Origin of the sequence: Paenibacillus sp. TCA20 (assembly GCF_000732325.1) — a bacterium.
Taxonomy (GTDB): Bacteria; Bacillota; Bacilli; order Paenibacillales; family Paenibacillaceae; genus Paenibacillus; species Paenibacillus urinalis.
In genome coordinates this window covers 290,918-303,552 of record NZ_BBIW01000004.1, presented here as the reverse complement: position 1 = coordinate 303,552, position 12,635 = coordinate 290,918, and the positions used below count along the sequence as shown (strand labels likewise).

General features: G+C 48.5%; 13 protein-coding genes and 1 riboswitch. Of the genes, 5 read left to right on the top strand and 8 right to left on the bottom strand.

The genetic code is table 11. The annotated features are described in order from the left end of the window. Positions 1 to 52: 52 nt before the first annotated feature. The 3 genes from coxB to TCA2_RS10195 form a co-directional block, all read right to left on the bottom strand. On the bottom strand, positions 53 to 1,117 hold the full coding sequence (gene coxB / locus TCA2_RS10205) for a cytochrome c oxidase subunit II (RefSeq protein WP_047911491.1): 1,065 nt from the start codon (positions 1,115 to 1,117) through the stop codon (positions 53 to 55). A gap of 537 nt (positions 1,118 to 1,654) precedes the next feature. Beyond that, a complete protein-coding gene (gene map / locus TCA2_RS10200; RefSeq protein WP_047911490.1) occupies positions 1,655 to 2,404 on the bottom strand; it encodes a type I methionyl aminopeptidase in 750 nt (249 codons plus the stop codon). A 164-nt stretch (positions 2,405 to 2,568) separates the two neighbouring features. Next, positions 2,569 to 2,757 (bottom strand): hypothetical protein, encoded by a 189-nt coding sequence (locus TCA2_RS10195; RefSeq protein ID WP_047911489.1) that lies wholly within the window; start codon positions 2,755 to 2,757, stop codon positions 2,569 to 2,571. A 490-nt stretch (positions 2,758 to 3,247) separates the two neighbouring features. Here TCA2_RS10195 and TCA2_RS10190 point away from each other — a divergent pair, with 490 nt between their 5' ends. Both TCA2_RS10190 and TCA2_RS10185 read left to right on the top strand, forming a co-directional pair. Further along, positions 3,248 to 3,526, top strand: a complete 279-nt coding sequence (locus TCA2_RS10190; RefSeq protein WP_047911488.1) for a hypothetical protein — start codon at positions 3,248 to 3,250, stop codon at positions 3,524 to 3,526. Positions 3,527 to 3,657: 131 nt separating this feature from the next. Next, positions 3,658 to 3,996, top strand: coding sequence for a DUF4870 domain-containing protein (locus TCA2_RS10185; RefSeq protein ID WP_047911487.1), 339 nt, complete (start codon positions 3,658 to 3,660; stop codon positions 3,994 to 3,996). Positions 3,997 to 4,126: 130 nt separating this feature from the next. Here the strand turns inward: TCA2_RS10185 and TCA2_RS10180 are convergent, their stop codons facing one another. Both TCA2_RS10180 and TCA2_RS10175 read right to left on the bottom strand, forming a co-directional pair. Then, positions 4,127 to 5,473, bottom strand: a complete 1,347-nt coding sequence (locus TCA2_RS10180) for a nucleobase:cation symporter-2 family protein (RefSeq protein WP_047911486.1) — start codon at positions 5,471 to 5,473, stop codon at positions 4,127 to 4,129. Beyond that, the gene (locus tag TCA2_RS10175; RefSeq protein WP_047911485.1) at positions 5,473 to 6,060 is read right to left on the bottom strand and encodes a xanthine phosphoribosyltransferase; all 588 of its coding nucleotides are present in this window, start codon (positions 6,058 to 6,060) and stop codon (positions 5,473 to 5,475) included. The genes TCA2_RS10180 and TCA2_RS10175 overlap by 1 nt, the downstream gene beginning before the upstream one ends. A 189-nt stretch (positions 6,061 to 6,249) precedes the next feature. Continuing rightward, positions 6,250 to 6,349: riboswitch (purine riboswitch) on the bottom strand. Positions 6,350 to 6,558: 209 nt separating this feature from the next. Between TCA2_RS10175 and mscL the strand changes: the two genes are divergently transcribed. After that, positions 6,559 to 7,044 (top strand): large-conductance mechanosensitive channel protein MscL, encoded by a 486-nt coding sequence (mscL, locus tag TCA2_RS10170; protein ID WP_047911484.1) that lies wholly within the window; start codon positions 6,559 to 6,561, stop codon positions 7,042 to 7,044. Here mscL and TCA2_RS10165 read toward each other — a convergent pair. Next, the gene (locus TCA2_RS10165) at positions 7,041 to 7,328 is read right to left on the bottom strand and encodes a hypothetical protein (protein WP_047911483.1); all 288 of its coding nucleotides are present in this window, start codon (positions 7,326 to 7,328) and stop codon (positions 7,041 to 7,043) included. The two genes, mscL and TCA2_RS10165, sit on opposite strands and share 4 nt — an antisense overlap. A gap of 165 nt (positions 7,329 to 7,493) precedes the next feature. On the opposite strand from TCA2_RS10165, the gene TCA2_RS10160 reads away from it, so the two are divergent. Continuing rightward, positions 7,494 to 8,126 carry an NUDIX domain-containing protein gene (locus TCA2_RS10160; RefSeq protein WP_047911482.1) on the top strand — a complete coding sequence of 211 codons (633 nt, stop codon included), beginning with the start codon at positions 7,494 to 7,496 and terminating at the stop codon, positions 8,124 to 8,126. Between the two features lie 94 nt (positions 8,127 to 8,220). Here TCA2_RS10160 and TCA2_RS10155 read toward each other — a convergent pair whose 3' ends face one another. Together TCA2_RS10155 and TCA2_RS10150 are read right to left on the bottom strand one after the other, a co-directional pair. After that, the gene (locus TCA2_RS10155; protein ID WP_047911481.1) at positions 8,221 to 9,006 is read right to left on the bottom strand and encodes a TrmB family transcriptional regulator; all 786 of its coding nucleotides are present in this window, start codon (positions 9,004 to 9,006) and stop codon (positions 8,221 to 8,223) included. 47 nt (positions 9,007 to 9,053) lie between these two features. Beyond that, the gene (locus TCA2_RS10150; protein ID WP_047911480.1) at positions 9,054 to 9,806 is read right to left on the bottom strand and encodes a zinc ribbon domain-containing protein; all 753 of its coding nucleotides are present in this window, start codon (positions 9,804 to 9,806) and stop codon (positions 9,054 to 9,056) included. Positions 9,807 to 10,208: 402 nt separating this feature from the next. On the opposite strand from TCA2_RS10150, the gene TCA2_RS10145 reads away from it, so the two are divergent. Beyond that, a complete protein-coding gene (locus TCA2_RS10145) occupies positions 10,209 to 12,572 on the top strand; it encodes a UvrD-helicase domain-containing protein (protein ID WP_047911479.1) in 2,364 nt (787 codons plus the stop codon). The last annotated feature ends 63 nt before the right edge of the window (positions 12,573 to 12,635 follow it).

Genomic DNA, 12,635 nt, shown 5'->3' with positions numbered 1-12,635 from the left:
CCCGTATACCGTTTAACCGTATGAGCGTGAGCCAAGTTCAAGTACCTCCTTCTCAATCCGCACTGTTCGTTTCATAATCCAGCTTGTAATCGGCCAAATACTCGGCTATAGCATCGACCTCTTCCGTGGTTAGTCCAAGCTCTGCCGGAGACGGCATCTCATTGCCCGGTTTGACAGCCTGCGGATCATGAAGCCATTCTTTGAGGTTCTCCTCTACAGGTGCACCCTCCTGACCTTCACGTTCATTCAGAAGCATGCTCGCGATGGATTCCCTGCCGCCGATCCCAGTAAGGTTCGGACCTAGAGGACCGCCTTGATCGCCCACAGCATGGCAGCTCAGGCAAGCAGACTTGAATTTCTCAGCAAGCTGCTCATCTTCAGGCAGAACAGCCGGCGCCTGCATCGCAGTCACCCAATTATCAAATTCTTCTTGGCTGACAGCCTTAACCTTGAATTCCATATATGCATGGGATGGTCCGCACAGCTCAGCACACTTCCCGCGGTAAACGCCTTCATTCGGTGCAGAGAAATGGAATTTGTTCAAGGTTCCGTCGAAGTTCGTGTCAATCTTGCCCGCCAGGGACGGTACCCAGAAGGAGTGAATTACATCATTACTTTCAAGTACAAATGAAATCGTCTTATCGGTTGGAATGATGAGGTCTTGTGCGGTCGTCACACCCAGATCAGGATAGCTGAATTCCCACCAGTACTGGTGAGCGGTCACTTTAACCTGAAGGGCGTTTTCGTCTTTGGTGTAGTCCTTGCCTAAAGCGGAGAGCTGCTGAACGGTTGGAACAGCCAGTATAATGACAAGCACGAGAGGAATAACGGTCCATATAATCTCCAGCTTGTGATTACCTTCCACCTGTTCAGGAATTTCATTCTGTCCTGGCCTGCGCCGGAACTTGATCAATACAAAGGCCGCAATCGCAAACACCACAAGGAGTACGACGACCATGATCGTTATGGCAAGCTTCATTAGATCAAGCTGCCCTTGTGCTACGGGACCCTGCGGTCTCAATACAGACAAATCCTCACGGCCGCAAGCGGACAATAACAATGAGAATGCTGCCAGCAATGGGAGGATTCTTTTTCCGTGCCGCCACCTTTTCATCACCTATCTACCCCACTTTTCCCAATTTCGCTGATTACCATCTGGTTCCAAAAAGCGAGTATTCTACCTGCTCTAGTACCTTTGTTGTAATCCTGTAAATTAATACAATCACTTATTAAATATAAGTCGACCCCCTGTTTTTGTCAATCTTTAGACACATGTTCACAAATTGTTCAAAAAGTCTCAAAAACCGCGCCATTATTATGTTTGTTAACGATTTCACGACTGAATAACAGAGCGATAACTCATTGTTTTCTTCCAAATTACGGATAATACGGGAACTTTCGAGCAAGTTCCGCGGTTTGCTGATTTATGTAGTTTAGTGCAAATAAATTGCTGACAACTCTAGCAATCTATTTATAGAATGCATCTCTCTTTTTTGCTATCTCAGCACATGAAATGCCATCTCATTTCTAATTTCATCCATCATTTACCACAAAAGAAAACCCGATCCTATGCAGAAGCGGGTTACAAAGAAGCCCGAAGTACCTTAATGAAAATATTACATAATTACCATTCAGAACTAGCTTTTGTTCTAACTTATACGGTTAGCAGGAGAGGGCCATCCTTTGTAATGGCTACCGTATGCTCATACTGGGCTCCGATGCTGCCATCCGCAGAACGGATCGTCCAGCCGTCATCTTCCCAGTAGACGGCACCACTCGGCCCCATAGTTAGAACAGGCTCTACCGTGATAACCATCCCCTCTTCAAGCCGGATGCCTTGACCAGGCTTGCCATAAGGGAAAATGTCCGGCTGCTCATGCATGATACGGCCAATGCCATGTCCAACCAGCGGCTTGACGATCCCGTAGCGCCACGGCTTCACGCATTTTTCAATTGCGTAACCGATGTCACCTACCGTCTTGCCCGGCAGCGCTTGCGCAATCCCCTGCTGCATAGCCTTTTCCGTCCGTTTCAGAAATCTCGCGGTCTTGGCATCGGTCTTTCCTACCGCATAAGTCCATGCAGAATCCGCCAGCCAGCCATCCTTGTTGACCACCATATCAATGGTTACTACATCTCCATTGACTAGAGCTGTATCGGAAGGGAAGCCGTGACATACAATTTCATTCACTGATGCGCATATCGCATAGGGATAGCCTTTATACCCCTTCTGTTCCGGCGTTGCACCCTGTTCGGCAAGGAAGTACTCAACAAAGTTATCGATCGCTTGGGTTGTTATTCCTGGCGTAAGCATGGATTCGATCCTTCGGTGACAAGCCTTCAGGATCCTCCCTGCCTCCCGCATGTACCCGATTTCCTCTTTTGTCTTCAGGATCACAGACATCTCAGGTCAGCCCCTTCCCGTAGTGGCGCTAACTCTATGTATATGCATGCTCACGCGCAAAAAAAACCGCCTCTCCTGCATTCCATTCACAGGCGGGCGGTTCTATTCAAATAAGAACAGTATATTCAGATGCTTGATTACAGTAGTGACGCAAAATTGAAGAATCAGGAGACTGAGGAATTCAGTCTTGTCAGTTCACGCTCGACGACGAGTGTAAGCTCCTCTTCGTACCCTCCTGTTATCCGGTATTTTTTCACATACTCCTTCACGAATTTTTTAGGATCCTTCGGCCTGAAAATCCGAGTCATTTCTCGTAAACTTTCTTTGACCTCATTATGACCTTTTGTTGCCATGATAACTCCCTCCCAAAACGTTCAAAAGTAAATGCTCCGTTTAGAGAATCCGTAGAAAAAAAGATCTAAGTGATACCATGAAGAAGTGTGTGCAGCTGTAATTAGCTTCAGGCCGGGAATCCCTGACTTAAACAGGTACCTGACATTATAAATACCCGAAATGATTCTTTTTGAACCACACTTCTATTGTATCATATTCAAAGCTTGCGTACAGCTTTCCAGAAATATCAATTTTGTAAAATACAAATCAAATGTTCAGTACCATTTTCCATATATAATGTATCGGCAAATGTTTGCTCCGGATTCAGTCCTATGACGCGAATACCAATCGTTTACATACCTTTATTATGCCGTGAACACGGATAGTTATGCGCCGAAACGGAGAACCTATCCTACTGAAGTAAGAGCTTATAGCCGTTTGTATAAGCTGCTGCACTCCCTAAGATCCATTGATTTCATGTAATAAAATAAGTTCAAGGAGGCTCCACATATGAGCAGCAAGGATAAGGACATGCTCCCGATCACGCGGGAAAAGGTTGAGGTAGATGGTGTATATACCAATGAGCGGGGGCTGACGGAGCATCTGCACAGAGGACAGCATTTTCCGCCGGACCCGATTCATGGAGCCACGGAATGGGAGCTGACGGAGTTTGCGTTTGAGAATCATCATGAAGGCAGAACAGACGAGCGCCTCGTTCCCAAAGAGGATGATGAGAATAAAAAAGGCAAAATAACAAGCCCGCGGCGTCAATTTCAGGGCGGAAGCTGACAGAGTTAGAGAACACATATCACTGTTCCTTCATGGAAGAGTGATATTTTTTTATTTAGATGGTTGTTCAACTCCACGCCTCTCTCTCATATGATGCTTAAAGAGAGATGGACAAAGGAGGAGGATACTTGATGTCCCCATTCAAATCATCGACCGGTCTTGATGAGAATATTGCAGGTGCACTGTGCTACTTCTTCGGTTTTATCGGAGCCATATTGCTGCTTGCGCTTGAGAAGCGGAGCCGTTTCGTTATGTTTCATGCACTTCAATCCTTGTTTGCCTTCGGTGCTGTTGTCGTCGGTCATGTACTCAGCGGCTTGATCCCTTTGCTTGGACCCCTGCTTGCTTCGCTGCTGTCACTGCTTGGTGTGGCGATATGGGTGATAATGCTGGCGGCAACTCTGCAAGGGAAATGGCTCAAGCTTCCTCTAGCAGGTGATCTTGCAGAGAAGCAGATGCGCAAGCTGTAGTCCCCCTAATGAGCAGAGCAACTGGTGCTTATACTTTGCCGCCTGCCTGCCCCCAGCCGCTTCATAACACATAAAAAAACCGCTGATGATCCTAAGCAGGATAACCAGCGGCTATATTTATAATAGAAGATTAGACCGATTCCGTTGTCGTGTCCGGCTCAGCCTTTTTCTGCGGTTTGGGACCCAATCCATTAAAGATCAAGTTCAGCAAGATCGCAGTAAAGCTGCCGACCACAATTCCGTTATTCAGCAAAATACCGATCTCGGAAGGAAGCTGTGAGAACAGGTTTGGTACAACCGTGACGCCGAGACCCATCCCTACGGACACCGCAATAATAAGCAGGTTCTCGTAACGGTTAAAGTCTACCTGATCAGCCAGCATCCGGATACCAGAGGAGACGACCATCCCGAACAGGGCTACAGTAGCACCGCCAAGCACAGCAGGAGGAATCATCTGAGCGGTTGCTGCAATCTTGGGAACAAATCCGATCAGAATGAGCAGCAGACCGGCCACAGCAATAACGTCCCGTGTCTTCACACGGCTCATTTGCAGCAAGCCTACGTTCTGGGAGTATGTTGTATACGGGAAGGAGTTAAAGATCCCCCCAACCACAATGGCAAGCCCTTCTGCTCTGTATCCTCTGGACAGGTCCTTAGAATCAATTTCTTTGTTCAAAATTTTACCCAGAGCCATAAATACCCCTGTTGATTCTGCGATACTGACAATTGCCACCAGGATCATCGTCAGAATAGCAGACAGGTTGAAGGTAGGCGTCCCAAAATGGAACGGTTCAGGTGCACGGAACCAGCTTGCTTCAAGCATAGGAGACAAGTCCACTTTACCGAAGAACAGCCCGGCAACCAGAGTCCCGGCAACCAGACCGAGCAGGATCGAAATCGACTGGATAAACCCCTTTGTTAAACGGTTTAAGATAATGATGAATAACAATACACCGAAGCCCAGCAGAAGGTTCACAGGATCACCGAAATCCGCCGCTCCATTACCGCCGCCAAGATCGTTTAGCGCAACCGGAATGAGCGTAAGACCAATAATCGTAACGACCGAGCCTGTAACGACCGGCGGGAAGAAACGAATCAGCTTCCCGAACAAGCCGCCAAAGATCATAACGAACAGACCAGAGGCGATAATCGCACCATAAATGGCGCTCACACCATATTGATTACCGATCAGAATCATTGGAGAAACGGCCTGGAAGGCGCAGCCGAGCATTACCGGAAGACCGATACCGAAATATTTGCCGCCCCATACTTGCAACAGTGTGGCCAGACCACAGGCCAGCAGGTCAATCGCGATCAGATACGTGATTTGATCCGGCGGCAGATTCAGACCACTTGGTCCACCGACAATCAGCGGAACGATGACGGCTCCCGCATACATGGCCAGGACGTGCTGAATGCCGAGTGAAAATGTTTTTAAAGGGTGACGATTACGGTTAAATATACGTTCACGTGACATTAGATTCCATCCTCTTCATCTGCAAATGTAACTTGTCCATTCTCAAGTGATGCAATTCGCACCAGTGATTCAACACGGTAGCCTTTCTCTTGAAGCAGGCGGCCGCCCGGCTGAAACGCTTTTTCTATTACGATACCGATGCCGACAACCTCAGCACCTGCTTGCTCAACAATCCGCGCAAGACCAAACGCCGCTTCCCCATTCGCAAGGAAATCATCAATAATAAGCACGCGGTCGCCCGGCTTCATAAACTTCTTAGCCACCGTAATTTCGTTAGACTCCTGCTTGGTGAAGGAATAAACCTTCTCTACAAAAATATCGTCACGCAGGGTCAAAGACTTCTGTTTGCGGGCAAAGATCAGCGGTGCCTCCAGTTCAAGTGCAGTCATGATGCCTGGCGCAATCCCGGAGGATTCGATGGTAAGCACCCGATTAATGTCCTCTCCCTCAAACCGTCTGACAAACTCGCGGCCGACTTCCTTCATTAGAATCGGATCCATCTGATGGTTCAGGAATGAATCCACCTTCAGTACCTGATCTGACAACACAATTCCTTCATTTATCACTTTCTCCTTTAGCAGCTTCAAGTGGTATCTCTCCTCCTGTATGGATATTTCTTAAATTTGAGCCTGATCCGGCAAAATGCAAATAACCCATTCCAAATCAACCGCCGAATAACACGGATGGATTAGAACAGGTACTGGTTAGAATAAAGATGCAGTAAAGAATTTCGAGCTCACATGCAGCAGTATAGCAGAGGCCTTCAAATTTTGTTGCATTCTTCATATTCCTCCCGTAGTCCAATCATTCCGGTGATCGGGTAGAGACATGCCGGCCCATTCCAGCACATATACGAGTTAATTGTAAATATTACGACATGAGCAAAGGAGCAAATCACTTTATTGGTGTACTCCCTTGCCTATGTTAGGACAATGTTAGAAGTATAACGAATTGATGCTGCAAAATAAAGAGTTATTTTCAAGAACCTTTTCCAAATATCTTTTCAACGGGCCAAGCCTAATGTTTAAATGAAGGGGAAGGTTCTTGCTCTTACTGTATATAGAGCCCAGGTTAGGAGAGTTGATATGAAGAAAATGTTGAATGAATTCAAGGAGTTTGCCGTTCGCGGCAACGTCATTGATCTGGCCGTCGGGGTCATTATCGGAGGAGCATTTGGCAAAATCGTAACCTCGTTCGTTAATGACATCCTCATGCCGCCAATCGGACTTCTGATGGGGAATAAGAGCTTCGAGCAATTGTTCATTCCGCTGGAGCGAGGGGTGCTGACCTCAGAAGGCAGCAAGTACACGACACTCGCTATGGCTGAGGCAGACGCCATCCCAGTACTGAAGTATGGACAATTTATCAATGTCGTACTGGACTTCCTGATCGTGGCATTCTGTATCTTCCTGTTCATCAAAGGGATTAATCGGCTGAAGCGCAAAAAAGAGGAGCCCGCACAGCCGGAGCCGACAACGAAGGCTTGTCCTTACTGTCTCTCGGACATCCCGCTTGCCGCTACGCGCTGCGCTCACTGCACCTCTGTGCTGGAAGTGGAGAGATCTTCCTAGAGAAGATTCTCCAGAATTCTGCGCAGGTTCGCATCTTCCCTGTAGACTTCTTGACCTGTATCAAGCTCGGTTACACGGAGTCTGATGTAATCTGCGCCAGGATTCACTGGCTTGAAGGTCAGGTCGTCCGGATTCTCGGTGACCACTTCATAACCCAAGCGTTTGAACATCGGGATAAGCTGCTCTGGACCGGGAGGCGTATTATTATCCATGAGCAGAAGCCCTCTTAACGGTTTAGGCTCATCTTTTTTGTAGATCACTTGAAATTTTACAATGCATTCCATGGTTCTCATACTCCCTTCTCTATCTCATCAATCATACATAAGCAACAGTATGTACTTATAGCGCTCTACCCATATTGTAATTATATTCCCCTGAAAAAGATGTAATGATGCTGACATAAGATCATCGCATTGTATGTTATATCACATCTCTGGAGGTCAACCGACATGAGTGAAGAGCAGTTTGATATATACGATCCATCTGGTGCACACATCGGTACAGCACCGCGTTCTGAGGTTCACCGCCAAGGCCACTGGCACAAATCCTTTCACTGCTGGCTGGTGCGGGACACCCCTCAAGGTAGAAGGGTTCTGTTCCAGAAGCGGACGAGCAGCAAGGATACCTTTCCCTCCTGCTATGACATCACGGCTGCAGGCCATCTCACAGCTGGAGAAACCATTCGGGAGGCGGCCAGAGAGCTTGAAGAAGAGCTTGGCCTTCGTACCGATTTTGATCAGCTTACCCCTCTGTTTGAAATAACCGAAGAAATGAAAGGCGAAATATCAGGTGTCCCCTTCATCGATCGAGAGATCAGCCATGTATTCGGCTATCTTAGTTCATGGGAGCTGACAGAATACAAGCTGCAAGTCAGTGAGGTTGCGGGATTGTATGAAGCAGATCTTACGCAGATGCTTCATATGTTCCTCGGCGGTCCAAGCGACATGACAGCAACCGGCATCCTCTATCATGAAGAAGACGGCCATTACACCAAGGTTACAGAGACAATTTGTCCTGCGCAATTTGTTGCCCGCCCTTATTCCTATTACGTTTCTGCCTTCCAAAAGTTACAACAGCTATAGATGCGGAGACATAAAAAAAGGTCCTCTGCCGCGATGCTGCACCAAGGCAAACCATCTGCGGGCAGAGAACCTGTAACCTACATACAGTACAGTGTTACCTCTCTACAACATATTTGTTCATCATATGCTCGAAGCGCCGGCCATAACGTCTCACCAGCTCCTCTCCCATATCTTCCTCTAATTCGTACAAAATCAATTCCTGCGCAAAATACTCCAGCAACAGCTTGACCATCAACGGATGCTCCGTGACGAGAGCCTGTGTTATGCATTCTTCCCCTCGAAGTCCCAGCATGCACCATTGCCGGTCAATGACAAAAGAAAACTTCCGTCCGCATAACTCGGCCGAGGGCTCAAAGGGATCCCATGGGAGCATGGAATACTGCTCCCCCGAATCGGCATCGTAAGACCAGAGCAGCCTAACCCCCCGTTCCTCTGCAGCTCTCAGCTCCTCGTGGAACAGAGCCGCCTCCTCTGGACACATATCAATGACGATCTCCTTCTCTGCCTGAGCAACCCGGACCAATAAAGTATCCAGCACCTGGCGGTCTCCCTCCATGTTATAGAAGCCTGGAGATCCCGGATGATGTCTTGGCATGGATCTCTCAACAAAATGAAGCGACTGTCTCACATTGTCCGAAATCTTGCTGGTCAGCTCTTCCGGTGTAAGCATGCTGTATCTCGCCGGCTCCCCCTTGCTGCAATGAAGATAGCCTTCTGCATTCAAGCGCTGGAGCATCGCATATATATTCGAGCGTGAAGCGCCAAGACGCTTAGCTACCTCATACCCTGATGAAGCCCCCTGGCGGGACAGATCAACCATAATTTTGGATTCCATCTCTGTAAAGCCCAGATTCTTAAGGTGCGCAAGCAGCTGCTCCATCGTCACTGTCCTCCCATGCTGTTAAGGAACCTATGCGTACCTTGTAGTTAGATCTGCTCTGCACCACAATGCGGACACCATTTCGATCCTTTTGGCAGCTCGGAGGCGCAAATTTGACATTTGACACTATCTCTCGGCACCTCTGTTTTGACAGGTGCTTCCACGTGTTCATTGTTCTCTTTCCAGTAACGGATTCGCTCGTCCAGCTCCTGCTGTCTCTCCCGTTCCCGCTGCAGTTCCTCTTGACGTCTGCGTTCCCACTCCGCGTCAAACTCTTCCTTCTCTTCCGGGAGGAAATCCTTCAGATCGTAGTCCTCTTCATCCGGTGGCAGCACATCATCATCCAGCAACAGATCAGGGAAGAGCTCCTCCTTCTCCTCTTCCGCTACAACCTCTTCCGCTGCCGCAGCTTCCGGTTTGGCCGGACTCGTATAAGTCTCCGTATTCGCAGGCGTTAATGGACGACCGCATTTCGGACAGAAATTCGCATCCAGATCAGATACATGTCCACATACACAGACCCGCTCATTCTTAAGTACTGCGATCTTCTCACGAAGCTCATTGATCTCTTCCTGCAGCTCGTCACATGCTTCTGACAGCTCCATCATTTTCTGTTCAGCGATCGACATGTCCTGAGCACGGTAACCCTCATAGAAGATACGGCCCATTTCTGTATAATTCACCGACATTTCGTGTTTGATATTCGCAATTTGTGAGTTTAGTTTGTTGATTTCCACGGCATGCTGTGCCTTCTCCGTTGCGCGGCCTGCCCCGTCTTTAATTCGCTGTAAAAAATTCATCTCAGGTTCTTCCTCCTCTTTCCCATGACAAGCTGAAAGTTAATTCACTTAACAGCTAAGCCTTCACTCATTACTTAGCCAAGACCCAAAAAGATAAAACCTGAATCAATTTCATAACTCGTTAGCCTTGATTGAAGCAGCTAAACGATATGAAAATGATTCACCTGCCGTTAAATTATACCGGATGCTTCGCAGAACTCTGTTCATTTAGGTATAATAGAGAGCGGTTTGTTTATACTTATTTGCTTCCATTTTGTGATGGTTCAGGCATGATTATAATCGTGCTATGATGCTCCCTAGCACTGCTGCAGTAGCTAAGGTGACTCTATCATACCAAATTTACAGCCCTCTTGTGAAAAGGGCAATGATTTACTTTGAAATTAGATGAGGTGTACGGTTTTTATGTATAGTGTGAACCCCATTTTTCATCTGCGTCCGCTGGGTGTTACCGGAAATTCAAGATTACCGCGAGCCAAGCCTGCTCCGGATCAGACAAGTATTGAGCTTGTGTCTGACAGGGAGAAGGATGCTTACTTCTTCAGGTCACTTGAGCAGGCAGGTATCCTGCTGAATGCTCCGCAGATCAAGGCTGTGCGACATGGCAAGGGACCGCTCCTGACACTTGCTGGCGCAGGCTGCGGCAAGACAACGGTGCTGACCTCCCGGACAGGCTACCTTATTCAGGTCGCTAATGTTCCGGCCGGGAGTATACTGCTCGTCACTTTTACAAGTAAAGCAGCCGGCGAGATGAAATCAAGAATTGCGTCTATTCCCGGTATTCGACCGGCAGCCGCCCGTGCGGTCCAAGCACGGACATTTCATTCCTTTGCGCTGATGCTGCTGCGTCACTACGGCATGACCGAGGATATTTTTGGTGATACCAAAGCCCAGCATACGATCATTAAGATGATTCAGCGCAAGCACGGACTCAGTGATGCCTTTCAGCCCGAAAGCCTGCTCTCCTCCCTATCCGCCTGGAAGATGGAGGGCAAAACCGCAGATGAGCTGCCGGATACAAGCCGTGAGGAGCGGGAGACCAAGCAAATACTGCTTGGCTATGAAGCATGGAAGAAGGAACGCCATAAAATCGATTTTGACGACATCCTGCTTCATGCGAACCGGCTGCTGTCAGACCCTAACATCCTTCGTCCGCTTCAGCAGCGCTTTCAATATATTATGGTGGATGAATTTCAGGATACGAACGGACTTCAATACGAAATTGTACGCAAGCTGGCTGCAGCACATCGGAATTTGATGGTCGTAGGAGATGATGATCAGACGATCTACACCTTCAACGGGGCTAAACAGGAGGTCATTCTGGAGTTTGACAAGCTGTACCCCGGCGCATCGGTCATTACGCTTGATATAAATTACCGCTCTGACGCCCATATCCTGGGTCTGGGTACCGAGATCATTAAGCATAATAAGAAACGCAGATATAAACGGCTCGTCTCAGCCGGCAAGCCGGGCTCGCAGCCCTTGTATGCGACTCCTTCCGGTGTAGAAGAGGAAGCCGCCTGGATCGTAAGTCATCTGCAGGAGCAGATTGGGAGCGAACAGCATTCTTATAAAGATATCGCGATTCTGCATCGCACCGCGAGCAGCAGCCGCGCGATTTTTGAACAGCTGGTACTGAAGGACGTTCCGTTCATACAGCACGGTGCAGGACCGGTGTTCTACGATCAGAGCCTGGTCAAGCCGCTGATGGATCATCTCAGATTGTCTCTCAATCCGCGGAATTTCGAGGCTATACCGAGCACACTGGGTCCTCTCTACATTTCCAGGGACGCGGGTCTGCTCTATCTGGATCAGCAGGAGAAGCAGCAGCCGAAGAAGTATCCCCTGATTCATTTTACCCGTTGGGAACAGCTGAAGCCGTTTCAGCAGGAGGCCGTGAAGGAACGGATCAAGCTGATCAAGATGCTGAAGTCCATGACGCCGCTTGCTGCCATTCAGGAGATGAGAAGACAATTCTACGATTCCTATATGGAAAGTGGAGATCCGAGCATCTACACCCATTATCGTGAGACGATTCTGGAAACACTCGATGAGCTTGAAGCGGCAGTTAAACGTTTTGAAACAGTCGAGAGCTTTGTGGCTTTTGCAGATGAGCTTACAAGACGGCATAAGGAAATGGAAAGCCTGCAGGCAGCAAGCGACAGTGACGCCGTACAGCTCATGACGATTCATCGGGCCAAAGGGCTTGAGTTCCCTATCGTCTACTTAATTGGAGCAAGTGAAGGGATCCTGCCGCACAGCTCTGCGCTCACGAAGGAAGCACCCGAGGATCGAAAGGCAGCTCTGAATACAGGTGCTTCCAGCACGGAGGTCGAGGAGGCTCTGCTTGAAGAGGAGCGCAGACTCGCCTATGTTGCGGTCACAAGAGCCAAGAAGCAGCTGTATATCACATCACCAGCAAGTCAGCACGGCAAGCCGGCCCCGGTGTCCAGATTTCTGCTGGAGGCGTTCGGCATTAAAGATTCGCAGGAACAGCGAGGGCCTGTGAGCGAGCGCAAAGCCTATACAAAGGACCATTCCCGATCCAAGGAGAAGGAGCACAGCCGCTCTGATCGATCTTCACATCAGCGGATGGAAACGGTGCCTGTATGGTCCTGCACTTCCAGCTCCTGTCCCGCCTGGATTAGACAGCATCCCGCTCAAGGTACGAGTAAGCCGTCTAACAAACCACCGTCCTGTCCTCTGTGCAAGTCGGCGATGGAGAAATCAATGCGCGAGGTCCCTGCCATACCCAAGCATTATAGATGAATGATTCATTCATGGAGAAAACCGTGTAAGAACTCATAAGCACTGCGTTACACGAATTTATGG